Source organism: Streptomyces sp. NPDC056222, assembly GCF_042264065.1.
GTDB lineage: Bacteria > Actinomycetota > Actinomycetes > Streptomycetales > Streptomycetaceae > Streptomyces.
The window spans coordinates 55561-78680 of record NZ_JBHJTL010000010.1; the positions used below are offsets into that span (position 1 = coordinate 55561).

Annotated in this window: 25 protein-coding genes; 16 read left to right on the top strand and 9 right to left on the bottom strand. The window is 71.6% G+C overall.

Annotated features, from left to right (window positions below):
- Positions 1-259: 259 nt before the first annotated feature.
- The 5 genes from ACFC0D_RS07515 to ACFC0D_RS07535 all read left to right on the top strand — a co-directional run bounded on the left by ACFC0D_RS07515 (position 260) and on the right by ACFC0D_RS07535 (position 4530).
- Positions 260-946, top strand: a complete 687-nt coding sequence (locus tag ACFC0D_RS07515) for a bifunctional DNA primase/polymerase (protein ID WP_376432077.1) — start codon at positions 260-262, stop codon at positions 944-946.
- Between the two features lie 57 nt (positions 947-1003).
- Complete coding sequence (locus tag ACFC0D_RS07520; RefSeq protein WP_376432079.1) at positions 1004-1849, top strand: ABC transporter ATP-binding protein; 846 nt, start codon at positions 1004-1006, stop codon at positions 1847-1849.
- Positions 1846-3456 (top strand): transporter, encoded by a 1611-nt coding sequence (locus tag ACFC0D_RS07525; RefSeq protein WP_376432081.1) that lies wholly within the window; start codon positions 1846-1848, stop codon positions 3454-3456. The genes ACFC0D_RS07520 and ACFC0D_RS07525 overlap by 4 nt, the downstream gene beginning before the upstream one ends.
- A complete protein-coding gene (locus ACFC0D_RS07530) occupies positions 3453-3749 on the top strand; it encodes a hypothetical protein (RefSeq protein WP_376432083.1) in 297 nt (98 codons plus the stop codon). The genes ACFC0D_RS07525 and ACFC0D_RS07530 overlap by 4 nt, the downstream gene beginning before the upstream one ends.
- Positions 3750-4071: 322 nt before the next feature.
- Positions 4072-4530, top strand: a complete 459-nt coding sequence (locus ACFC0D_RS07535; protein ID WP_376432085.1) for an SSI family serine proteinase inhibitor — start codon at positions 4072-4074, stop codon at positions 4528-4530.
- 24 nt (positions 4531-4554) lie between these two features.
- On the opposite strand, the gene ACFC0D_RS07540 is transcribed toward ACFC0D_RS07535, so the two are convergent.
- Entirely contained in the window at positions 4555-5490 is a 936-nt protein-coding gene (locus ACFC0D_RS07540) for a LysR family transcriptional regulator (protein WP_376432087.1), read from the bottom strand.
- 124 nt (positions 5491-5614) lie between these two features.
- Between ACFC0D_RS07540 and ACFC0D_RS07545 the strand changes: the two genes are divergently transcribed.
- Complete coding sequence (locus tag ACFC0D_RS07545) at positions 5615-7018, top strand: MFS transporter (protein ID WP_376432089.1); 1404 nt, start codon at positions 5615-5617, stop codon at positions 7016-7018.
- Positions 7019-7087: 69 nt separating this feature from the next.
- Here ACFC0D_RS07545 and ACFC0D_RS07550 read toward each other — a convergent pair whose 3' ends face one another.
- Positions 7088-7873 (bottom strand): sulfite exporter TauE/SafE family protein, encoded by a 786-nt coding sequence (locus tag ACFC0D_RS07550; protein WP_376432091.1) that lies wholly within the window; start codon positions 7871-7873, stop codon positions 7088-7090.
- 214 nt (positions 7874-8087) lie between these two features.
- On the opposite strand from ACFC0D_RS07550, the gene ACFC0D_RS07555 reads away from it, so the two are divergent.
- Entirely contained in the window at positions 8088-8831 is a 744-nt protein-coding gene (locus tag ACFC0D_RS07555) for a class I SAM-dependent methyltransferase (RefSeq protein WP_376432094.1), read from the top strand.
- Between the two features lie 208 nt (positions 8832-9039).
- Here the strand turns inward: ACFC0D_RS07555 and ACFC0D_RS07560 are convergent, their stop codons facing one another.
- Positions 9040-9396 (bottom strand): DoxX family protein, encoded by a 357-nt coding sequence (locus ACFC0D_RS07560; RefSeq protein WP_376432096.1) that lies wholly within the window; start codon positions 9394-9396, stop codon positions 9040-9042.
- A 132-nt stretch (positions 9397-9528) separates the two neighbouring features.
- On the opposite strand from ACFC0D_RS07560, the gene ACFC0D_RS07565 reads away from it, so the two are divergent.
- Together ACFC0D_RS07565 and ACFC0D_RS07570 are read left to right on the top strand one after the other, a co-directional pair.
- The gene (locus ACFC0D_RS07565) at positions 9529-10395 is read left to right on the top strand and encodes an arginase family protein (protein ID WP_376432098.1); all 867 of its coding nucleotides are present in this window, start codon (positions 9529-9531) and stop codon (positions 10393-10395) included.
- Between the two features lie 204 nt (positions 10396-10599).
- Positions 10600-11796, top strand: a complete 1197-nt coding sequence (locus tag ACFC0D_RS07570; protein ID WP_376432100.1) for a serine hydrolase domain-containing protein — start codon at positions 10600-10602, stop codon at positions 11794-11796.
- Positions 11797-11805: 9 nt separating this feature from the next.
- On the opposite strand, the gene ACFC0D_RS07575 is transcribed toward ACFC0D_RS07570, so the two are convergent.
- Together ACFC0D_RS07575 and ACFC0D_RS07580 are read right to left on the bottom strand one after the other, a co-directional pair.
- A complete protein-coding gene (locus ACFC0D_RS07575; RefSeq protein WP_376432102.1) occupies positions 11806-12657 on the bottom strand; it encodes an alpha/beta fold hydrolase in 852 nt (283 codons plus the stop codon).
- A gap of 487 nt (positions 12658-13144) precedes the next feature.
- Entirely contained in the window at positions 13145-13837 is a 693-nt protein-coding gene (locus ACFC0D_RS07580) for a metal-dependent transcriptional regulator (RefSeq protein ID WP_362362954.1), read from the bottom strand.
- Between the two features lie 149 nt (positions 13838-13986).
- On the opposite strand from ACFC0D_RS07580, the gene ACFC0D_RS07585 reads away from it, so the two are divergent.
- Positions 13987-14754 (top strand): SIS domain-containing protein, encoded by a 768-nt coding sequence (locus ACFC0D_RS07585; RefSeq protein ID WP_376432105.1) that lies wholly within the window; start codon positions 13987-13989, stop codon positions 14752-14754.
- Here ACFC0D_RS07585 and ACFC0D_RS07590 read toward each other — a convergent pair.
- Positions 14751-15491 carry a DUF2470 domain-containing protein gene (locus ACFC0D_RS07590; RefSeq protein WP_376432107.1) on the bottom strand — a complete coding sequence of 247 codons (741 nt, stop codon included), beginning with the start codon at positions 15489-15491 and terminating at the stop codon, positions 14751-14753. The two genes, ACFC0D_RS07585 and ACFC0D_RS07590, sit on opposite strands and share 4 nt — an antisense overlap.
- Positions 15492-15719: 228 nt before the next feature.
- Between ACFC0D_RS07590 and ACFC0D_RS07595 the strand changes: the two genes are divergently transcribed.
- Positions 15720-16448: a DUF6333 family protein gene (locus ACFC0D_RS07595; RefSeq protein ID WP_376432109.1), complete on the top strand. Its 729-nt coding sequence runs from the start codon at positions 15720-15722 to the stop codon at positions 16446-16448.
- A 37-nt stretch (positions 16449-16485) separates the two neighbouring features.
- Here ACFC0D_RS07595 and ACFC0D_RS07600 read toward each other — a convergent pair whose 3' ends face one another.
- Complete coding sequence (locus ACFC0D_RS07600; RefSeq protein WP_376432111.1) at positions 16486-16989, bottom strand: hypothetical protein; 504 nt, start codon at positions 16987-16989, stop codon at positions 16486-16488.
- 186 nt (positions 16990-17175) lie between these two features.
- Here ACFC0D_RS07600 and ACFC0D_RS07605 point away from each other — a divergent pair, with 186 nt between their 5' ends.
- On the top strand, positions 17176-17439 hold the full coding sequence (locus tag ACFC0D_RS07605) for a hypothetical protein (RefSeq protein WP_376432113.1): 264 nt from the start codon (positions 17176-17178) through the stop codon (positions 17437-17439).
- A gap of 44 nt (positions 17440-17483) precedes the next feature.
- Here the strand turns inward: ACFC0D_RS07605 and ACFC0D_RS07610 are convergent, their stop codons facing one another.
- Together ACFC0D_RS07610 and ACFC0D_RS07615 are read right to left on the bottom strand one after the other, a co-directional pair.
- Positions 17484-18689: an ATP-binding protein gene (locus ACFC0D_RS07610; RefSeq protein ID WP_376432115.1), complete on the bottom strand. Its 1206-nt coding sequence runs from the start codon at positions 18687-18689 to the stop codon at positions 17484-17486.
- Positions 18686-19345: a response regulator transcription factor gene (locus ACFC0D_RS07615; protein ID WP_376432118.1), complete on the bottom strand. Its 660-nt coding sequence runs from the start codon at positions 19343-19345 to the stop codon at positions 18686-18688. Before ACFC0D_RS07615 ends, ACFC0D_RS07610 begins: the two co-directional genes overlap by 4 nt.
- Before the next feature lie 89 nt (positions 19346-19434).
- On the opposite strand from ACFC0D_RS07615, the gene ACFC0D_RS07620 reads away from it, so the two are divergent.
- From ACFC0D_RS07620 to ACFC0D_RS07635, 4 genes are read left to right on the top strand one after another with little or no spacing between them, the layout of a single operon-like run.
- On the top strand, positions 19435-19926 hold the full coding sequence (locus ACFC0D_RS07620; protein WP_376432120.1) for a hypothetical protein: 492 nt from the start codon (positions 19435-19437) through the stop codon (positions 19924-19926).
- A complete protein-coding gene (locus tag ACFC0D_RS07625; RefSeq protein WP_376432122.1) occupies positions 19923-20984 on the top strand; it encodes a peptidoglycan-binding protein in 1062 nt (353 codons plus the stop codon). The genes ACFC0D_RS07620 and ACFC0D_RS07625 overlap by 4 nt, the downstream gene beginning before the upstream one ends.
- The gene (locus ACFC0D_RS07630) at positions 20981-21808 is read left to right on the top strand and encodes an ABC transporter ATP-binding protein (RefSeq protein ID WP_376432125.1); all 828 of its coding nucleotides are present in this window, start codon (positions 20981-20983) and stop codon (positions 21806-21808) included. The genes ACFC0D_RS07625 and ACFC0D_RS07630 overlap by 4 nt, the downstream gene beginning before the upstream one ends.
- Positions 21808-23013: an ABC transporter permease gene (locus ACFC0D_RS07635; protein ID WP_376432127.1), complete on the top strand. Its 1206-nt coding sequence runs from the start codon at positions 21808-21810 to the stop codon at positions 23011-23013. The genes ACFC0D_RS07630 and ACFC0D_RS07635 overlap by 1 nt, the downstream gene beginning before the upstream one ends.
- Positions 23014-23120 lie beyond the last annotated feature (107 nt).

Sequence of the window (23120 nt, forward strand, 5' to 3'; positions counted from 1 at the left end):
ACCCCCTGAGGCCGGAGTGCGATCCGAGAACTGATCACTGCCCGGCGGATATCCGGTCAATGCCGATGTGAACACGCGAAACCGGACGCATCACCCAGTCGTGCAGAACTCTGGGCGACACCCCCCGATGGTGGCTACCCACCCGCCGCGTCCCGGGCCCACGCGCGCCCCCACCCGTGCACCCATGCGCCCCGCATGCAGGATCGATGCTCCACACCGCTCTTCACCGCGCCCGTAACCCCAGGTGACGGCGGGAGTTGTGCTCACCGTGGAAGAGACCATCGGAGTCACGGAAGCCGCACACATCCCCAAGCAGCGAGGCGAGCTGCTGCTGGACTGCGCCGTGCGGTACGCGGAAGAGCGGCACTGGGACGTGTTCCCCGGGACCTGGCTGGAAGCCGTGGAGGGCAGGGAGCGCTGCTCCTGCGGCGTCGAGAGCTGCGCCACCCCCGGCGCCCACCCGGCCAGGCCCGACTGGTCGACACAGGCGACCGGCAGCGCCGTCGGGGCGCGGCGCATGTGGTCGAAGCAGCCCAAGGCGTCGATCCTGCTGCCGACCGGCCGCACCTTCGACGCGATCGACGTGCCCGAGTCGGCCGGCTTCCTGGCGCTGGCCCGGATGGAGCGCATGGAGCTCACGCTCGGCCCGGTGACCTGTACCCCCGACCGACGGATGCTCTTCTTCGTCCTGCCCGGCGCCGCCACCAAGGTCCCGGACCTGGTCCGCAAGCTGGGCTGGGCCCCCACCTCGATCGACCTGGTCACCCGGGGCGAGGGTCACTTCGTCGCGGCGCCGCCCACCCGGGTCGGCGGGTCCGGGGCCGTGCAGTGGGCACGGCGGCCCACCGCGGCGAACCGCTGGCTGCCGGACGCCGACGAGTTGATCAGTCCTCTCGCCTACGCGTGCGGCCGGGAAGCGGCGGCCGCCAGGGCACGTCGGCCCTAGGCGGTCCCCCTTAGGGTGTGCTCGTACTTACGGGGACAACCAAGGGGTTGACGGAAAATGCCTGACCAGGCATCTGACGGAGTGTTCGAACAGGCGGGCAGCGCACCGGGATCGGGTGCGGTGCCCGCCGTTCGTGTCGAGGGGCTGTGGAAGCGCTTCGGACAGCAGATCGCGGTGAACGGCATCGACCTCGTGCTGCCCGCGGGCAAGTTCATCGGTCTCGTCGGGCCCAACGGCGCCGGCAAGACCACCACTCTGTCCATGATCACCGGCCTGCTGCGGCCCGACGCCGGGCGCATCCTGGTCGCCGGTCACGACGTGTGGCGCGACCCGGAGTCGGTGGCCGAGGTGAAGGCCCGGATCGGCATCCTGCCGGAGGGGCTGCGCCTCTTCGAGCGGCTCTCGGGTCGCGAACTCCTCGGGTACAGCGGACGGCTGCGGGGGCTGCCCGGCGCCGAGGTCGACAAGCGGGCCGCCCAGCTGCTGGACGTACTGGACCTCGCCGGGGCGCAGAACAAGCTGGTCGTGGACTACTCGACCGGTATGCGCAAGAAGATCGGGCTCGCCGCGGCGCTGCTGCACAACCCCGAGGTGCTCTTCCTGGACGAGCCGTTCGAGGGCGTCGACCCGGTGTCCGCGCAGACCATCCGGGGCGTTCTGGAGCGGTACACCGGCTCGGGTGCGACCGTCGTCTTCTCCAGCCATGTCATGGAGCTGGTGGAGTCGCTGTGCGACTGGGTCGCGGTGATGGCCGCCGGGCAGATCCGGGCGCAGGGCCCGCTGGCGCAGGTGCGGGGCGAAGCGCCCTCGCTGCAGGCCGCGTTCCTGGAGCTGGTGGGCGCGAACGGGCGCGAGGCCGCCGGCGACTCCCTGGACTGGCTGGGCGGCGGTACCGCCCGATGACCGCGGTCGCTCCGGCCCCTGCCTCCCTGACCTCGGTCTTCGTGCGGCTCAAGCTGTCGCTGCTGCGCAACGGGCTGCGGCAGTCGGCCGGCCGTACCGCCGCGTACATCACCTCGATCGTGATCACGGCCGTCTTCGCGGCGGCGATGCTGCTCGCGTTCGTGCTGATGCGGGGCAACGCGGACACGGACTCGATCGTGGTCCTGCTGACCGCGGTGCTCGCGCTGTCGTGGACCGTGATGCCGCTGTTCGTCCCCAGCGGGGACGAGACGCTCGACCCGTCCCGGCTCGTGATGCTGCCGCTGCGGCCCCGGCCGCTGGTGCGCGCGCTGCTCGTGGCCTCGCTGGTCGGCGTCGGGCCCCTGTTCACGCTCTGCATAGCGCTGGGCGCCTGTCTGGCGCTGGCGCACGGCGCGGCGGCTGTGGCGGCCGCGGTGCTCGCGGTGCCGCTGGTGGTCGTGGTGTGCGTGGCGCTGTCGCGAGCGGTCGCCGCGGCCAACGTACGGCTGCTGACCTCGCGCAAGGGCCGTGACCTGGCGATCCTGAGCGGGCTGATGATCGCGGTCGGCATGCAGGTGATCAACTTCGGCGCCCAGCAGCTCAGTCGGTCCGGGGGCATGTCCTCCCTCGAACCGGCGGCCGCGGTCGTCAGCTGGCTGCCGCCCTCGTCGGCGATCGCCGCGGTGGACTCGGCGAGCAGGGGTGACTACACGGTGGCCGCGGCCCAACTGCTGCTGACCGTCGTGGCGCTGGGGGCGCTGCTGTACTGGTGGCAGCGGAGTCTGGTGCAGCTGATGACGACGCCGGACGGCTCGACGATCGGCGCGGCGTCCGACGCGGGCCGGGAGCGTGCCGGTACGGGACTCCTGGGGCGGATGCTGCCGGGCGGGCGTACGGGCACGGTGATGGAGCGCAGCCTGCGCTACATGTGGCGCGACCCGAAGACGAAGGGGGCGTGGGTCTCCTCGCTCGCGGTCGGGGCGATCGTGCCGCTGTTCAACGCCCTCCAGGGCACGGGCTCGCTCTACTTCGCGTGCTTCGCCTCGGGAATGCTCGGCATCCAGATGTACAACCAGTTCGGGCAGGACACCTCGGCGTTCTGGATGGTCGCGCAGACGATCTCCACGACGAAGGACGCGTACGCCGAACTGCGGGCGCGGGCCCTGGCCCTGCTGCTGGTCACGCTGCCGTTCACGGTCCTGGTGACGACGGGGACCGCCGCGCTCCTCGGCGACTGGTCCTCCCTCCCGGACGCGCTCGGCGTGGCGCTCGCCCTGCTCGGCGCGATGCTGGCGACGGGCGCGGTGACCTCGGCGATGTTCCCGTACTCGATCCCCCAGGACAGCGCGTACAAGAACGTCGCTCCGGGGCAGGGCGGGCTGGCCTGGATGTCGATCTTCGGCGGAATGATCGCGGGCGCTCTGCTGTGCGGCCCGGTGATCGGGGCGACGATCTACCTCAACGTGACGGACCAGGACTCCCTGCTCTGGCTCCTGCTCCCGGGCGGCGCGCTGTACGGCGCGCTGATCGCCTGGGCCGGCCTGAAGATCGCGGCGCCCAGGACGGCGCGGCGACTGCCGGAGATCCTGGCGGCGGTGAGCAAGTGACGACCTCCCCCTGGTCCGAGGACGAGGAGGAGCACGTCCGGATTCTGGCGAGCGAGCGCCGCGGCTTCGCCTGGGTGCTGCACCGGTACGGGGGCCGCACGAAGGCACAGGCGGGGGCGGAGGCCGTGGAGTTCTACGCGTACGAGCCCGCGGACAAGCCGTACCGGGGCCTCGTCTTCCACGACGAGGCGTGGCACTGGGCGATGGGCCGGGTCTTCGGCGACTCCTACCACCGGGACCGCCCCGAACTCGCCGCGCCGCCAGGGGAGTACAAGAGGTACATGGCGCTCTGAGAGCGCGAACAAGCGGACGCGGGTCCTGTTCGACTGGAGGCCTTCCAGTCGAACGGGACCCTTCGCATTTGCTCCAATGGAGAACCAATTTCGGATCCCCGCAGGTCAAAGGGTCGTTCGCGCTTGTACCAATGAGGCACGGAGCCGTTCTGGGCGGCTGCCGGCAGCTCGCCGCACCCCTTCCCAACTGCCTGAACGACCGGTCGGTCGGGTGCCGGAAAGGGGGTGCGGCCGGAAAGTGGCGGGCGATTGGCGATCACCCTCCGCATCGGCAAGACTCCGGCGCGCAATCAGGTAGCACCCGCCTCGAAGGGACACCCCCGTGCGTTACGTCCTCCGCAACACCGCTCTCACCACCGCTCTCGCCACCGGCCTGGCACTCATCGGCGTCGCGGCAAGCCCCGCCCAGGCCGAGCCCGCTCCCTCGACCGCCGCGCCGACCGGCCTCTACCCGCCGTCGGCGCTCGTGCTCGCGATCGGCAGGGGCGAGGACGCGGCGACGGCGACGGTCGCCAGGGCGGTCACCCTCAACTGCGCCCCCACGCCCAGCGGTACCCACCCGGCGCCCGAACTGGCCTGCGCCGACCTGACGTCGGTCGACGGAGACCTCGCCGAACTGACCGTGGCCTGGAGCAACAGCCCCTGTACGAAGATCTGGGACCCGGTCACGCTCACCGGCGACGGCGTATGGGAAGGCAAGCGGATCAGCTGGACGGCCACGTACGGCAACGCGTGCGAGATGAACGTCGGCATGGCGAGGAGCTCGGTCTTCTCGTTCTGACACCTCGACAGGCCGCGGCCGACGTCAGGACCCCGAGCCGGCCCAGCTCGGTGTCCAGGCGTCGGCCGGTGGCGTCGGGCGGGCCCGCACGAGATGCCCGCGCAGCGCCGCGAGCACCGGATGCGGGTTGGCCGTCCGGTACACGAACGAATGCGGATAGACCGGTGCCGGCCCCTCGATCGGGATCCGCCGCAGGTCATGGCCCGTCGGCCACACAAAGCTGTCTCCGCTTCCCACGAGCGTGGCGAGGGCGGCGGAGTCGGCGATCGAGTCCATGAGCGCCTCGCTCCCGAAATCGGGGCCGACCGCGTCGATGCGGAGGTCGAAGGCCTCCGTGAGCTCGTCGTAGAAGGCTCCCCATTCGGTGCCCGGCTTGATGCCCGGGATCCAGATCCGATGCCCGGACAGCTCCGCCAGGGTCAGGGACCTGGCCGAGGCCAGCGGGTGGCGCGGTCCGACGAGCAGCTGCAGCGGATCGTCCAGGACGCGCTCGGCGCTGATCCCCTCGGGCAGGTCGCCCGGGGCCACGGCACGGAAGGTCGCGTCGACCTCGCCCGCCAGTACCGCCTCGATCGCCCTGGTCGCGTTCGCGTCCGAGAGCGTGACGACGTCCAGATCCGTGCCCGGGTGGGACGAGTAGAAGCCACGCAGGGCCAAGGCCGGGGAGATGCGCCGCTGCAGCACGTCCACGCGCAGCGCCCGCTCGCCGGGCCGTACCGAAGCCGCCGCCCGTTCCACGGCCCGCAGGACCTCGCGGGCGTGCGGGAGGAACGCCTGCCCGTCCAGGGTGAGGCGGGCACCGCGGGCGGTACGGACGAACAACATCACCCCGAGCACGCGCTCCAGGCTCGCCACACGCTTGGAAACCGCCTGCTGAGTGATGCGCAGCTCCACGGCGGCCTCCTGGAACTGCCCGGCCTCCGTGACGGCGACGAAGGTGCGCACGGCTTCGTTGTCCACACATCGAGCCTATGCGTCCACAACCTGTGGTTGTGGCTCACCGATGCCGTGGTTGTTGGATCCCGGGCCGGTCGCCCTGGTCCAATCCTCGCCGTCAACGACGGGTTGTGACGGAGGGTGCTCCATGGCACGGCAGAGGCTCGGCCGCTCGTTCGGACGGTTGTGGTCGGCGTACGCCGCGTCCACGATCGGCACCTGGTTGGGGTTCGGCGCGTTCCCCCTGATCGCGATCCAGGTGCTCCACGTCGGGCCGGCCGCGGTCTCGGCGCTGACGGCCGCCGGCCTGGCGGTCGGCGCGCTCCTCGCGCTCCCGCTCGGCCCATGGGTCGACGCCCGGCGGAAGAAGCCGGTGATGATCGCCGCCGACCTGGTGCGGTTCGGGGCCCTGCTGACGATCCCGGCCGCGTACGTCACCGACCGGCTGACCTACACCCAGCTGCTGGTCGTCACCGTGATCGGTGCGGCGTCGAACATCGCGTTCACCTCCGCCAGTGGCGCCTACCTCAAGCAGCTCGTGCGCCCGGACCACCTGCTGGTGGCCAACGGCCGCCTCGAGTCGACCACCTGGACCGCCACGGCGGTCGGCCCGACCCTGGGCGGGGCGGCGATCAGCCTGCTGGGCCCGCCGGTGACGGTGATCGCCAACGCGGTCGGGTTCCTGCTGTCCGCGCTCGGGATCGGCGCGATCCGGCAGAAGGAAGCTCGGCCCGAGCGGGGCGAAGGTGACTCCGGGCGGGGCGAGGGTGACTCCGGGCGGGGCGAGGGCGACTCCGAGCGGGGCGAGGGCGAGCGGGGCGGGAGCGGGAGGTTCCGGGCGTCGGACCTGGTCACGGGCTGGACGTTCATCCACGGCGACCGGCGGCTGCGCCCGCTGTTCTGGAACACCGTGGCCGTCAACGCGCTGATCATGGCCACCGAACCACTGCTGGCCGTCCTTCTCCTGGACGACCTGGGCTGGGCGGCCTGGCAGTACGGGCTCGCGTTCGGCCTGCCCTGCGTCGGCGGGTTCGTCGGCGCTCGCCTCTCCCCGCGCCTGGCGGAGCGCCACGGGCGCAGCCGCGTCCTGATCGTCTCCGGGGTCCTGCGTGCTCTGTGGCCCGTCGGCCTGTTCTTCGTCATGCCCGGGACCGCCGGTGTGGTCCTGGTCATCGCCGTCGAACTGGCCCTGATCACCTGCATGGGAGTGTTCAACCCGCTGTTCGCCACCGAGCGCCTCCAGCGGGTGCCGGCCGACCGTATCGGCCGGGTCCTGGTGGCCTGGAAGGTGACCGGCACCGGCGCCATCGCCGTACTGACCGGCCTGTGGGGCGCCCTGGCCGCCGTCACCGACGCGCGCGTCGCGATCGGCATCGGCGGCGTGCTGCTCCTGGCCACCCCGTTCCTGCTGCCGCGCTCGGGAGGAGGAACTCGTGCCGGTCGCGGGCGGGCGGCCGGTGAGCAGGTGGGCCGTACTCCCGTCGTCCTCGTCCTCGTCCGGGGACGTACCGCTCGGGGATCGGACGCCGGGCACACGGGGTCGACGCCGTGATCGGCGATTTCCCACGGAACGGCAGCGTGCGGAGGTACCTGCTCGTCATCCGGGGCAGGTCATGTCAGGTCAGGTCAGGACCTGGACGGCGTAGAGGGCGCCGATGGCGGTGGCGAGGGTGCCGAGGAGGAGCCGTAGGAAGGTCTCGGGGAGGCGGGGCTGGAGGTGGGCGCCGAGGTAGCCGCCGACGAGTCCGCCAAGACCGCAGGCGATTCCGAGCGACCAGTCGGGGGCGATGGAACCCTCGGCGGTCAGAGACAGCAGCGCGTACGTTCCGGCGCCGACGACCGAGGTGACAAAGGTGGTGGCGAGCGCGGCCGGGGCGACCTCGGCGACGGGTGTCCCCCGTCCGGCGAGGATCGGGCCGAGGAGGGAACCGCCGCCGATGCCGTAGATCCCGCCGACGGCCCCGACCACGAGAGCCAGGCCGCCGGTCGACCGCGCGGACAGCGGCCGCACCGGCCGCTCCGCGGGGGCCGGTCGCAGTGTGCGCCGGATCAGCCACAGGCCGAGGGGCAGCAGGAAGACGGCGATCAGGAGGCGGAAGACGGCCGGGCCGGGGACGGCGAACACGCGGATGATCGCGCCGATCACGACTCCTGGGACGGTCCCGGCCAGCAGCAGGCGGCTCAACGGCCCGCCGAGCCGCCCGTCGCGGGCATGCCGCAGGAGGGCGCCCGGTCCGGCGACGACGTTGTAGAGCAGGTTGGTCGGTGTGACAGCGGGCGAGGGGACGCCGAGGACGCTGACCTGGACGGGCAGCAGGAACACCGCCCCGGAGACGCCTACGGGCGCGGTGACCACGGAGATGACCAGCCCGGCGGCGAAGCCCAGGAGGCCGGACGTCCAGTTCATGATGCGACCGCTTCGCAGATCATCGGATCAGTATGAGCGCCGTTGCCCGGCCTGCCGTCGGGTGGGCCTTGGGTGATCCGGGGTTCACCAGGCCAACTTCTTTGGCGCATCAGCCAGTACAGGCACTCGGAGGTGGCGGAGGAGACTCTGAGCCACTGGCGACCCGGAGGCCGGCGTGGCCACGTACAGACCGAGCGACACGAGGGGGCGGCACGTGAGCGTGCAGCAGTACGACCAGATCGGCGAGGCGTTCGAAGGGTTCAAGTCCCTGCCGCTGACGCGTTACGGAGAGGTACCGAGCTTCCTGGGCATGGTCGGGGACGTGCGCGGCAAGTCGGTTCTCGACCTGGCGTGCGGTACCGGCTTCTACAGCAGGGAGTTCAAGCGGCGCGGCGCAGCGGACGTCTTCGGTGTCGACATCTCCGTCGAGATGATCGCCGCCGCGCGGAAGGTCGAGGAGCGCGACCCGCTGGGTGTGCGGTACGAGGTCGGTGCCGTGGAGGAGCTGGAATCCCTCGACCGGCGCTTCGACATCGCGCTGGCAGTGCAGTGCCTCAACTACGCCGAGGACATCGCGGCGATGAAGCGGATGTGCCGCAACATCCACCAGAGTCTTGTCCCGGGTGGAGAGTTCTTCGTGTTCGCCCAGAAGCCCGACTACGGGTTCGACTGCGCGTCCCTGGACACGTACGGGTTCCTCTGCGAGCCGCTCGGCGAGGAGCTCGAGACGGGGCCGCGCGTGCGGGTCACGGCTCTCCTCGACCCGCAGCCGATCAGCATCGTCGCCGCGGCCCCGCGCCGCGAGGTCTACGAGGAGTGTCTGGAGGCGGCCGGGTTCAGTGCGGTGGAGTGGGTTCCGCTGACGGTGTCCGAAGCCGGCATCCGTGAGTACGGCGAGGAGTTCTGGGCGGACCTCCTCGCGCACCCGCCGCTGGAGATGCTGCGCTGCCGCGCCTGACGGCCCGACCGGACGCCCCGTCGGCCGGCCGGCCTGCCGGCTGACGGGCCGCCCCGCTGGGCGTTTGCTTCGGATCAGGCCTCTTCTGGGACGCGACCTGTCCGGAGTGCGGGGCGAGGTTCAGCATCTCCGAACGCGTCGCCCACTGAGCCCTTCACCTGCGAAAGGTGCGGCTCCTCCTGAGGGCGGAGCCGCTCACGTCACCGGCTCACCAGGTGCCGTGGTACGTCAGGTTCACGGCCAGGGCGGCCACCGGCAGAGAGAAAAATACTGCCCAGGGGCCCAACTGGTAGTCACGAACCCGCAGGTGGGCGCAGAACGCACCCAGGAAGTACAGCACGAGACCGGCGGCGGCCAGCGTGCCCAGCACCGGCACGGCGAACCCGGCCGCCAATCCCAGCGCGCCCGCCGCCAGCAGTGCGCCCAGCGGGCGCATCCAGGACCGAGGCACACGCAACTTGTCCGCCTGGCTCTTGGGGTACTCGTGACCGATGAAGTTGGCGACAGCGGCCAAGCCGTTGATGGCCGAGGTGAGGAGGGTGACCACGAGGTAGGCGGCGAACACGGAATCTCCTTCTACGCGAGAACGACGGATGATTGTTCGCCTTCAGGACGAGGCAGCCCCGGAAAACGTGACATGCCCGCCGCCTGGTCCCGCTTCCTTCGGGAGTCCGGCGGCCGCTGACACACTCGGATCGTGCGTGAACCGGCGATCATCGAAGCTCCGTCCGTGCTCGGGCTGCGGCCGTCCGGCGTTCAGGACCTGCCGGCGGCCCTGCTCGGCGGAATGGCGCGGGTCGGGCGCGTCGAGGCGCCCGTGTACGACCCGAAGCGGGACGTCGAAACCGGTGTGCTCAATCCGGACGGCATCGCGGAGTACTCCGTACAACTGGCGGATGTCGTCGGCGAGGTTCTCGACTCGGGGCGCTTCCCCGTCGTCCTCGGCGGTGACTGCAGCATCCTGCTCGGCAACCTTCTCGCCCTGCGCCGCCGTGGCCGGTACGGACTGCTGTTCCTCGACGGGCACACCGACTTCTACCAGCCGTCCGCCGAGCCGACCGGCGAGGTCGCGTCGATGGAGCTCGCGCTGGCCACCGGCCGTGGCCCCCGGCTGCTCGCCGATCTCGAAGGGCGGGGGCCGCTCGTTCGGGACGAGGACGTCGTCGCGTTCGGGTTCCGGGACGCCGTCGAGTCCGCCGCGGCGGGGATGCAGCCACTGCCGCTACGGCTGTGCGCGCTCGACCTCGACGACGTGCGCGCGGTCGGGGCCGCCGAGGCTGTCCGTCAGGTCATGGGCCGACTGACCTTGGGCGACGGGTTCTGGATCCATCTCGATGTCGACGTCCTGGACGACGCGATCATGCCTGCCGTGGACTACCGCCAGCCGGGTGGGCTGAGCTGGGCGGAGCTGGAGGACGTACTGCGGACGGCGCTGGCGCACGAGGGTGCCGTCGGGTTCGACGTCACGATCTTCAACCCGCGCCTCGACCTCGACGGGACGATCGCGGCGCGGCTGAGCGAGTGCCTGCGGCGGGGGTTGTCGGCCGGGACGCCCGGCGCCTGACGACTCGCTCCGTGCGGCGAGGTGAATGCGCCGCCGGACCGGCCTCGCTTCTCGGGCTTGCTCAGGTCCCCGCCGGAGGCCGGGAGCCGCCCGGGTCCGAATGAGTGGAATCACCGGGGCCCCCGGCCGAGGAAGGGGCGTACCAAGGCGTCGCCGGGGTCACGTTGGCGTTCCCGATCCTGAACCGGAAGAGGCGCCCCCGACATGCGACGTATCCCCGCCCGCCGACTGTTCGCCGCCGCGCTGCTCGTGGCGTCCGTACTGGCCCCGGTGGCCACCACTCCCGCCACAGCCGTCCCCGCCGCCGTCGCCCACCACGGCACGGAGGACTGCCCGCCCGACGGTCTCGGCCCCGAGCTGACCGCTCGCCTCGACAAGGCCGTCGAGGACGTCCGCAAGCAGGCCGGCATCCCGGGCCTCGTCGCCGGGCTGTGGATGCCGGGGAAGGGCAGCTACGTCCGTGCGTTCGGTGTCGCCGACAAGGTCACGGGCGAGCCGATGAGCACCGGCGGCTTCGTGCGGATCGGCAGCGAGACCAAGACCTTCACGGTCACCGCGCTCCTCAAGCTCGTCGACGACCGCAAGGTCCGGCTGGACGACCCGATCTCCGACTACATCCGCGGCGTGCCCAACGGCCACAAGATCACGCTGCGCCACCTCGCCGAGATGCGCAGCGGCCTCTTCCCGTACACGTCCGACCCGGACTTCACCCAGGATCTGCTGAGCGACCCGCAGCGCTCGTTCACCCCGCACGAGGTGCTCGCCTACGGCTACCGGCACAAGAACACCTTCGCGCCGGGGGCGCAGTTCCAGTACTCCAACAGCAACCTCATCCTCCTCGGCCTGGTGGTCGAGAAGGTCAGCGGTCACCGCCTCGTCGACTTCATCGACAAGCGGGTCCTCCGCCCGGCCGACCTGCGGCACACGATGCTGCCGGATGGCTCGGAGTTCCCCGAGCCGCACCCCCGTGGGTACACGAACCAGACGCTGAGCGGTGAGGTCGCCGACTCCACGGACTGGAACCCCAGTTGGGCCTGGGCGGCGGGGGCGATGATCTCGGACCTGGAGGACCTGCGCCGCTGGGCGAAGATCGTCGCCACCGGGGAGCTGCTCAGCCCGAAGACCCAGGCCGAGCGGCTCAAGACGCTGCCGACGGGCTTCCCCGGCACCAGCTACGGCCTCGGCATCTTCAACGCCAGCGGCTGGATCGGGCACAACGGTTCCATCCCGGGCTACGAGACCGTGACCGTCTATCTGCCCTCGCAGAAGGCGACCTTGGTGCTCATGCTCAACACCGACATCTCCCCCCAGGGCCAGGAACCGAGCACGCTGGTTGCCCGGGCGATCACCGCGATCGTGACGCCCGACAACGTGTACGACGGGGCGGTCCAGCCGCGCTGAGCCCGGGTGTCAGGACGTCAACACGCCGTTGAGGAACGGCTCGATCGCCGTGCGCCAGGCTTCCGGCTGGTCGTAGTGGAGGAGATGGCCGGCGTCGGGGATCTCCGCGTACGCCCCTCGGGGCAGGACGCGGACCATCTCCTGGGCCTCCGCGCGGCCCAACTCGCCGTCCAGGCCGCGGACGACGAGGGTCGGGCAGCGGACCTGGGCGAGCGAGTCCCAGTGGGCGTCGTGGACCCAGGTCTCGCGGGAGGTCAGCATCTGGGCGGGGTCGAAGACCGGGTACCAGCCGTCGGGGCGCTCGGTCATCACCTCCGTGAAGAACTCGCCGCGAGCGGGGTTCGGCCGCTCGACCCAGGGGTCTTCGTCGCCGAACCACTTCCGTACGGCATCGAGCGTGGTGAAGGGGACCGGCCAGCGGCGGAACCAGTCCTGCCACTCCCGCTGCGAGGCGGCCCCGAGGGCCGAGGCCCGCATGTCGCAGATGACCAGGGCGCGGACGAGGTCCGGGCGCTCGGCGGCGAGCTGCCAGGCGGTGAGGGCGCCCATGGAGTGGCCGATGAGGGTGACCGGCCCGAGGCCGAGCTGCTCGACGGCCGCTGCCGCGTCGGCGACGTACGCCTCGCGGGTGTAGGGGCCGGCGGCGGGCTTGTCGCTGCGGCCGTGTCCGCGCTGGTCCAGCGCGACGGCCCGGTGGCCCTCGGCGAGCCAGCGGGCGGTGGGCGCCCAGTGGGAGGCGCGCCCCATGAGCCCGTGCAGGAGTAAGACGCCGGACCCGGCCGTCTCCGCCCGCTCTTCCATGAACTCCCAGGCAGCCAGGCGTACGCCGCCGGCCCCGGTGACGTCGAGACGTCGCACCATGTTCCCTGGCACCCCCTCTTTCCATCGAGCGTGTCGAGCACCGCCAGACTATCGAACCCTTATTCGAAAATGCGGTTCTGCCACCTAACACCCCTCGTTCGAGTGACGGGGCTCAAGGATTGACGCGCGCCGCCGAGGGGAGATCTTCAGCGGGAGGCGGACCGCTCGGGGAAAACGGTCCGAGGGGAATGACCCTGGGAGCTCGGGGCTCCGGGTCAGCACAGGGGAGGACAGGCCCCGGCGCCCATGGGCGCCGGGGCTCTCTGTCTCTTCACGTACCGCCCCGGACACCTTCGTCATCGCCACACCCCTCCCCGACCGTACGGCTCCCCCCAGCGTGGCACGCCGAGGGTGCGGGCGTGGTGATTCCGCCGTAAAACGGGCCCGGGGAAGCAGGAGGGGGTGTTCCCGGGGCCCTGAAGAGGTCCTGGACCGGTGCTTCGGCCTCGGCCCTGCGCTGCAGAGTTCGGCCGACGCTCGGGATCGGCTAGCGCTTCGCCACGAAGACGTGCGCCGCCACATCGGCGTCCAGCTCGGCCGCCTCGCCACTGCTGCCGACGAGAACACCGCCCGCCGACTCCGTCACGCTCACCACGGAACCGGGCTGCACGCCCGCGCGCCGCAGCGTGTACATCAGCTGGGCGTCCGTCTGGATCGGCTCGCCGATCCGGCGGACGATCACCGTCTTGCCCTCCTGGCCCGCGTCCAGATCGGCCAGCGAGACCATGGAGTCGTCCAGGAAGGACTCCGCCTCGGCCTTCTCGCCCAGCTCCTCGAGACCCGGGATCGGGTTGCCGTACGGCGACTCCGTCGGGTGCCGCAGCAGCTCCAGAACGCGCCGCTCCACGGCCTCGCTCATCACGTGCTCCCAGCGACAGGCCTCGGCGTGGACCTGCTCCCACTCCAGGCCGATCACGTCGACGAGCAGGCACTCGGCGAGCCGGTGCTTGCGCATCACGCGCGTGGCGAGTCGACGGCCCTCGTCCGTCAGCTCCAGGTGCCTGTCACCCGCGACGGTCACCAGACCGTCGCGCTCCATACGGGCCACCGTCTGGCTCACCGTGGGGCCGCTCTGGTCGAGCCGCTCCGCGATCCGGGCGCGCATGGGGACCACACCTTCCTCCTCGAGCTCGAGGATGGTGCGGAGATACATCTCCGTTGTGTCGATCAGTCCGGACATACGTGCCCCTCGATGAGTCGTGCGCTGGCCCTGCCCCAATTCTGACGCATGCCACAGACAACCGTGCCGCGCCGGGGAAAGGCGGTATTGACAGAGCAATGGTCCAGACCGCACCGTGATCCGCGACACGACGACAAGGAGCTTCGGGAATGGGCGACAGCGCGCGCGAGTCCAAGCTGGCCGGACAGTTCTTCGACGCCGCGATCGGCCTGCTTCAGCAGGTCCGCGACGAGGACGCCGAGGAGATCGCCGCGGCCGGAACCGCGATCGCCGAGGCCGTCGCCGCCGGCGGCCGCCTCTTCGCCTTCGGCGCGGGACACTCCTCGCTCGCCGCCCAGGACGTCGTCTACCGGGCGGGTGGACTGGCGCTGATGAACCTGCTCGCCGTGCCCGGCGTGGTCGGCGTCGACGTCATGCCGGCGACACTCGGCTCGGCCCTGGAGCGTGTGGACGGTCTCGCGGGGGCGGTGCTCGACTCCTCGCCCGCCAGGGCCGGCGACGTACTGATCATCATCTCGCTCTCCGGCCGCAACGCCCTGCCGGTCGAGATGGCGATGAACGCGCGCGCCCTGGGTCTGACGGTGATCGGTGTCACCTCGCTGGCGTACGCGACGGAGACGAAGTCCCGGCATGTCTCGGGGACGTATTTGAAGGACCACTGCGACATCGTCCTCGACTCGCACATCGCCATCGGCGACGCCGAGCTCACCCACGAGGCCGTCGAGGCCCCCTTCGCGCCCGCCTCGACGGTGGTCACGAGCGCGCTGATGCAGGCCACGATGGCCGCGGCGACCGAGGAGATGGTCCGCCTGGGCATCGAGCCGCCGCTGCTGCGCTCGGGGAACGTGGACGGTGGCCACGAGTGGAACGGCCGGGTGATGACGGAGTACCGCGACCGGATCTTCTTCCGGCACTAGGAGTCCGCCCCGTCCCGGCCCGCCCGCTTCCCGGAAGGCGCGGCCACGGCGCGGCGCAGGAGAATCTCCACCTGCCGGCCGACCTCGTCCACGTCCTTCACCGGAGTCCTGAACGCGATCCGGAGATCGGCGCTGCCGTGGGCGCACTCGCATCGGAGGGTGATCCCGTGGCGGTCCAGCGCGAGGGGCGCGACGCGGACCGCTGCATGCGGAAGCTCCGGGTCGGCCAGCCGGGCCAGCCGGTCGACGACATCCCGATGACCTTCCTCCAGATGGGTGAGCATCGCAGCCTCGGCCACCGCCAGCACGTCCGGAGCGGCCCGCTCCAGGTCGTCCGGGCCGACGTGCTCGACGAGCGCGCCCCGCTGGATGCTCGCCTGCGCCACATCGAGCCGGAGCACGAGTACGCCGGGCGAAGTCTGCAGGGGAGACGGCGTGAGCCGCCCCGCGAGAGTGACACGCGCCCTGACCCGGTCGCGGACCGCGATCGGGGCGATGTCCGTGAACTCCAGCAGCGCGGAGAGCATTCCGCGGGGAGCGCACGCGACCTCGGCCGCCAGCGGGCTGTCCGCCGGGGCGTGCAGCGCCAGCCGGCCCGCGTCGTCCACGTCGTGCATCGCCACCAGGTCGTAGCTGTTGCCGTCCGTCGTCAGACTCAGGGAGCCGGCGGCGGCGATGACGGAGCGGATCCGCTCGGCGTCGGTCGACCCGTTGCGGCGCGCCTTGGCGAAGGTCATCAGAACTCCTTAGGTTAGGCTTGCCTAACCTAGCAGCCCGCGGGCCACCGGTGAACCCCCCTTTCGGGCGAGAGCGGCCCCGCGCGCTGGGTGCCGGCCCGGCGGCCCCGCACGGTTCGCATCGGGCTCCCCTGGGCCCAGGATGGATTGGCTGACGCAGCCTGGGCTCCAACTCGCCTCGAACGGACGGAGGTTGCAACGAAGGTTCGTGGCGCTACGGTGACGGCCATGACGGAGAACGGCTTTTGGACGTACCCGCCGCAGGCACCGGTACGGGGATCGGGGAATTACGCGATCACGGTCGTGCTGCCGCCGTCTACGGAACACTCGCCGGAATGGCCGCCCAATGACCCGGACCGAGCACGGGAGTTCGCCTCGTCGTTCGGGACGGTCGACCAGGTGCTGGAGTATCAGGGAGAACGGAACATCAGCGACGGATTCTCGCTCCGGACACGGGCCGACCTGGAGTGGATCCAGGTCGGGGTGTGGGGGAACGTGATCGGCGTCTCGGATCCCTCCTTGGCGAGCGACGGAAATTCGTGGCCGGTTCTGGAACAGGTCAAGGAGCTGGCGGAACGGTTCCCCGACGCGAAGATCGTCGGCGGGGCGTCGGTGGACCGTGGCGAGACCCATGAGGAGGCGGCATGGGTGGTTCCGGGCTTCGAGCTCGTGCACTCCGAGGGCTGGCCCTGCGAGGACGACGCATCGATGTGGACGCTGGACGGTGACCCGCGGGCCGTTCTGGACGCCTGCGGGGTGACGGCACGGACGGCGAAGGACGCCGGTGTCGACTACGACCCGTCCGACCCCACCTCGACCTACTGGGGCGGGCTCGGGGAGCTGATCCTCGGAACGCATCGCCCGTGGCGGCGACGGAGGGTGCGGACGTCGGTGTTCCGTGTGCGGCACACCCACGCCGCGACGGATCTGATGGAAGAGAACTGGATCCGCGACTGAGCAGTGCACCGAGCCCCGCCGCGAGTGCGCGAACGGGTCAGGCCCGGGCCCGGTGGCGCTTCGCGTACGACCAGGTCACGGCGGTCATCAGCGCCGGGATCGCGAACAGCGGGGCGAAGACGAACCACCAGACGGTCTGCGCCGTACCGCTCGACATGTACGTCTGGCTCTCGACCGTGAACGCGACCACGAGCTGCCACAGCGCCACCAGGACCAGGACGGCCGAGGCGGTCCAGGACACCGCGGCGAGCGTCCGGGGAGAGAGCGGCCGCCACCGGTCGCTGACGAGCAGCAGCGGGAACAGCGCGGCCACCTCGGCGAGGACGGAGAGGCCGACGACGTACGCGATGCCCCAGCCCGGGATGTCGAAGACATCGCGCAACACCTGCTCGCTGTAGCCGACATAGACCCCGGACGCCATGGCGACGCGCCACAGGCCGGACGGAAGGGCGCACAGCGCGATGGCGTGCGCGGCGCGTCGGGCCCATACGGGGGCGGGGGCAGGGGCGGTGAGAGGTGCGGTCGTCGTCATGACGACCATGCTGGCCGGGGCGACCCTCGCCGCACTTCGTCCGCTGCGACGAAGCACCTCCGCCGTGCGGGGGAGAAGGGAGAGGGCCGGGTCTGATTCCACCGGCACTCACGTGGTGCGGCGACAAGCTGGACCGGTTCAAGGAACTGGTCATGAAGAAGACATGGATTCCGCGCGGTGGTAAGGGGTGACGCAATGGTCAAGGACCACGAGGAGTTCGACGTGGTGGTTCTCGGGGTGGCGACGGTGGGCTCGCGGGTGAGGATCGAGGGCACGCAAGGCGAAGAGGGCTTCATCGACCAGGCCAAGCATCCCTCGTGGTGGTCGGAGGAGGCGCCGCCCCCGGCGGCGGGCGACCGGCTTCATGTGGTGGTTCTGGACTCGTCCAGGACCCCGCCGCGGCTGAGCGCGCTGGAGAAGGACATCGAGATCGGGCGCCGGCTCCGCGGCGACGGCTGACGGGCACCGATGTCCGGGGCCAGGCGGGTGTCGCGGCGCGGGACTCAGCCGTGCGCCGCGAACCGCACCCGTACCGTCAGGCCTCCGCCCTCCCTGTTCGGGAACGCCTCCGTCGTGGCGTCGTGGGCCCGGGCGATCGAGTCGACGATCGAGAGACCCAGGCCCGCGCCCTCGTCGGGGGCCTGGGTACGGGCCGTCAGCCGACGGAAGGGCTCGAAGAGGAGCGGGACCGTGTCGGGCGGGACCTCGGGACCGGTGTTCGTCACCTCGATGCCCTCCGGACCCGTACGGACCTCCACCCGGCCGTCGGGGACGTTGTGGCGGACGCCGTTCACCACCAGGTTGTGGACCAGCCGGTCCAGCAGCACCGCGTCTCCGTCGACCGTCAGCGGCCGGGCCCGTACCGTGACCGTCACCCCGCGCTCCGCCGCCTCCGCCGCCAGCGCGTCCACCGCCCCGCGGGCCACCTCGTGCACCGCCACCGGCCGCCGCTCCCGCAGCCCCTGGTCGGAGGCGGCGAGCAACAGCAGCCCCTCGATGATCCGTTCGCTGTCGTCGGCGACCTCGATCAGCTTCTCCCTGATCCGGGCGACCCGCTCCGGGGACGGCTCCCCCGCGAGCCCGATCTCCGCCGCCGCCCGCTGCACCGCGACCGGCGTACGCAGCTCGTGCGCCGCGTTCGCCGCGAACCGCTGCTGCGCGGAGACCAGCCGTTCCATCCGGCCGAGCATCCCGTCGAAGGTGTCGGCCAGCCGCTTCAGCTCGCCCGGCGGGCCCTCCAGCGCGATCCTCTCGTGCAGGTTCTCGCCCGACAGCCGACGCGCCGTCTCGGTGATCACGGCCACCGGCCGGAGCACCCGGCCCGCCATCCACCAGGCCAGCGCGACCGAGAGGACCGCGTACACGGCGAGGACGATCAGCGACACCGTCAGGAGCCGCTCCAGGGCCGCGGACTCCGCCGCGTCGCTGACCGTCCGCGCCACCGTCAGCATTTCGGGAGAGACCTGGCCGGGCACCGTCGGAGCGGGGCTCGCCGGCACGGCGCTCGGGTAGCCCGACGGGAACGCCGTCGGCAGGTCCTCCAACCGCCGCGCCGGCACCGCGCCGGTGATCGCCACGCTGATCGAGGAGTACAGCCCCTCCTTCACCAGCAGATAGACCACCCCCGTCAGCAGCCCGCCCGCCAGCAGCAGGAGCCCGCCGTACAGAGCCGTCAGCCGGGACCGCTCCCCCGTCACCACCCGCCTCATGACGAGATCCGGTAGCCCGCGCCCGGCACCGTCTCCACCACCGGCGGCTCGCCCAGCTTCGCCCGCAGCTTGCTCAGCGCCACCCGTACCGCGTTCGTGCGGTAGCTCGTGTGCTCCTCCCAGACCTGCTCGATCAGGTCCTCGCCGCTCACCACCGCTCCCTCGGCCCGCAGCAGCGCCTCCAGGACCGCGAACTCCTTCCGCGACAGATGCAGATGGCGCCCGTCCCTGCTGGCCTGGCGGCGGGCGGTGTCGAGGACGATCCCGGCGCGCTCCAGCACGGGAGGCAGCGCGGGCCGGGCGCGCCGGCCCAGCGCCAGGACCCGGGCGAGCAACTCGTCGTACGCGAAGGGCTTGGTCAGATAGTCGTCGGCGCCGAGGCCGAGGCCCTCCACCCGGTCCCGTACCGTCCCCGCCGCCGTCAGCATCAGCACCCTGGTCATCAGCCGCTGCTCGACCACCCGCCGGCACACGTCGTCGCCGTGCATCCCGGGCAGGTCGCGGTCCAGGACGAGGACGTCGTACTCGCCCAGCTGCAGTTTCCGCAGCGCTTCGAGGCCGTCGGCCGCGACGTCCACGGCGATCGCGTCGCGGCGCAGCCCCTCGGCGATCATCTCGGCGAGAAACGCCTCGTCCTCCACCACCAGTACGCGCATGGCCCCTGTGTATCCGAAGGGGACCTTTCGCCGGTGTTAACCCATCCGCTGAGAGAAGCGAAACATCCCTTCGCGGCACGCTCCCGCCCATGACGACCTCACGGAAGACCAAGCTGGCCGCCGCGGCCTCGTTCGCCGCCCTCTCCCTCTTCACGGCCGCCTGCTCCGGCGGCTCCGGCGGGAGCGACGCCCCCGAGGCGAACGAGGAGGGCACGAAGGCCGACCAGGCCTTCGAGCACCGCAAGTGCCTGCGCGAGCAGGGCCTCGACGTGCCCGAGCCCAAGCCGGGCGAGCAGGGCGTCGGGCTGACCATCGGCGGCGACGGCATGTCGAAGGAGAAGATGGAGAAGGCGTTCAAGGCGTGCCAGGGCAAGGACGGCGGCGCCGGCCTCGGCAAGGAGCCGACGCAGGCCGACAAGGACAAGGCCCTGGCGTACGCGAAGTGCATGCGCGAGAACGGGTTCAACATGCCCGATCCGAAGTTCGACGGCGGCGCGCAGGCCGCGATGCCGATACCGAAGGGCGCCGAGAAGCAGAAGTTCGACAAGGCGGCCAAGGCGTGCGAGGGCGTGGGCCGATGAGCAGGCGCAGGCTCGTCGTCGCCCTGGTGGCGATCGTCGCGGTCGCGGGCGGCGGAGCCGCCGTCACCGCGCTGACCGCCCCCGACAAGCCCGAGGTCGAGACCGACTCCAAGGGGCTGCCGAAGGCCACCGCACCCGTCACCCGCGGCGACCTCAGCAACAGCTCCCAGCAGGACGGCACCCTCGGCCACCTCGGCGAACGGAAGATCAACGCGGGCCCGGCCGGGATCCTCACCTGGATCGCGGGCACCGGCTCCGTCGTCGAACGCGACGAGCGGCTGTACGAGGTCGAGGGCAACCCGGTCCGGCTGATGTACGGCGCCGAGCCCATGTACCGGACGCTCAAGACCGGCGACAAGGGCAAGGACGTCCACCAGCTGGAGGAGAACCTCGCCGCCCTCGGGTACACCGGCTTCGACGTCGACGAGGAGTACACGGCGAAGACGGCCGCAGCCGTCAAGCGCTGGCAGAAGTCCCACGAGCTGAAGCAGACCGGCACCGTCGGCCCGGACCGGATCGCCTTCGCCGGCAGCGCGGTACGGGTCAAGGAGGCGGGCGCCGCACCCGGCGACCGGGTCACGCCGGGCGGTCCGGTGCTCACCGTGACCGGCTCCGAGCGTGTCGTGAGCTTTGAACTCCCGGTCTCCGACGCCGCGTTGGCGAAGGCCGGCACCCGGGTGAAGGTCCTGCTGCCGGACGGTACGGAGCTGCCGGGCAAGGTGTCGTCGGTCGGGAAGACCGCGAAGACCGGCGACGACCCGCAGGACCGGACCCCGAAGATCCCCGTCACCGTCTCCTTCGACGACCCGGAGAAGGTCAAGGGCGTCGACCAGTCCCCGGTCACCGTCGACCTCACCGGCGAGACACGCCAGGACGTCCTGTCCGTACCCGTCAACGCGCTGCTCGCCCTGCCCGGCGGCGGCTTCGGTGTCCAGGTCGTCGAGAACGGGACGGCCCGGGACGTGGAGGTCGAGCTCGGCATGTTCGGGCAGGGCCGGGTCGAGGTCAGCGGCGACGGGCTGCGCGAGGGCATGAAGGTCGGGGTGCCGTCCGCATGACCACGGTCGTACGACTCTCCGGAGTCACCAAGGAGTACGCGGGCGGCGTCCGGGCCCTCGACGGCGTCGATCTCACCGTCGCCGAGGGAGAGTTGCTCGGAATCGTCGGGCCGTCCGGCTCCGGCAAGTCGACGCTGCTGCACATCGTCGGCACCCTGGACCGGCCCAGCGCCGGAACGGTCGAGATCGCCGGCCACGACGTGGCCTCGCTGACGGACCGCAGACTGTCGGCGCTGCGGGCGCGCCGCATCGGGTTCGTCTTCCAGGCGTTCCATCTGGTGCCGGGTGTGGGCGCGTTGGAGAACGTGGCCGAGGGGCTGCTGTACTCCGGGCTGCCCCGGGCCCGGCGCCGGAAGATGGCCGCCGACGCGCTGGCCCGGGTGGGGCTCGCCGACCGGATGAAGCACCGGCCGCACGAGCTGTCCGGCGGACAGAAACAGCGGGTCGCCATCGCCCGCGCGGTTGTCGGCGAACCGGCCCTGCTGCTCGCCGACGAGCCGACGGGCGCGCTGGACTCGGCGTCGGGCGAGGCGGTGATGGAGCTCCTGCACGACCTGAACGCGGAGGGCGCGACGATCGCGGTGATCACCCACGACGGCGAGATCGCGGGACGGCTGCCGCGGCAGGTACGGGTGCGGGACGGGCGTGTGGTGGGGGACACGGGGGGCGGGGGTGCGGCTGCGGCGGGCGGCTTCGGGGGTGTCGCGCACGGCACCGGTAGTGAGGCGCGGGGCTCCGGGGGTGCGGCGCCGGACTCCGGGGGTGCGTGGGTGGGTGCGGACGCCGCACCACCCCGCTCCGGCGACGGAAAGGGCGCGGCCTGATGTCCCGTACGCGTACGAAGCTCTCGGCCGCCCGGCTCGGGCCGCGTGACGTTCTCCATGTCGGATCCGCCGGGCTGCGGAGCCGGCCCGTACGGGTCGTACTGTCCGCGCTGGGGATCGCCATCGGCATCGCCACGATGATCGCGGTCGTGGGCATCTCGGCCTCCAGCCAGGCCCAGTTGCTCCGGCAGCTCGACGCGCTCGGCACGAACATGCTGGTCGCGCAGCCGGGCGAGGGGATGTTCAGCGGGCAGGAGGTCAAGCTGCCCAAGGACGCGGTGGGAATGGTCGGCCGTATCGCGGGGGTCGAGAAGGCCGCAGGGACCGGCGACCTCAAGCGCTCGGTGCGCCGCTCCGAGAAGATCCCGGAGGCCGAGACGGGCGGGATCGCCGTGAAGGCGGCGACGGAGGGACTCCTCGACGTCCTGCGCGGCGGGATGGCGTCCGGCACGTGGCTGAACACCGCCAACGGCCGCTATCCGTCAGTGGTGTTGGGCCATGTCGCGGCCGAACGGCTGGGCATCACCCGGCCTGGGCAGCAGGTGTGGATCGACGACCGGTACTTCACCGTCATCGGCATCCTCGACCCGCTGCCGCTCGCCCCCGAGATCGAGCGCTCGGCGCTGGTGGGCTGGGAGGGCGCGGGGCTGCTGCTGGGCTTCGACGGACATCCGACGACGGTGTACGAGCGGTCCACGGACGCGTCCGTACGGGAGGTCCAGCAGCTCCTCGCCGCGACGATCGACCCGCAGAACCCGCAGAACGTGTCGGTCGGCGATCCGTCGTCGGCGCTCAAGGCGAAGGCGGCGACGGAGGGCGCGTTCTCGACGCTGCTGCTCGGGCTGGGCGGGATCGCCCTGCTGGTGGGCGGTGTCGGTGTCGCCAACACCATGATCATCTCGGTGTTGGAGCGCCGCCACGAGATCGGGCTGCGGCGGTCCTTGGGCGCGACGCGGGGGCAGATCAGGATCCAGTTCGTGACGGAGTCCCTGATGCTGTCCGGCCTCGGCGGCCTGGCGGGCGTGGCGCTGGGCGCGGTGGCGACGGGGGTGTACGCGTCCACGGGTGGGCTGCCGTGGGTGGTGCCGCTGTGGGCGGTGGGCGGCGGCTTCGCGGCGACGCTGGCGATCGGGACGGTGGCGGGCCTGTACCCGGCGGTCCGCGCGTCCCGCCTGTCCCCGACGCTGGCCCTGGCGACGGCGTAGGGGCGGTCCCCACCCCCCCGTGTGGGCAATCGTCCCGCTGAGCTGCGGGTCCCCCGGACGGAGTCTGGGGGAGGGTGGGCACATGGGACGGCGCCCTTGCCGGGCCC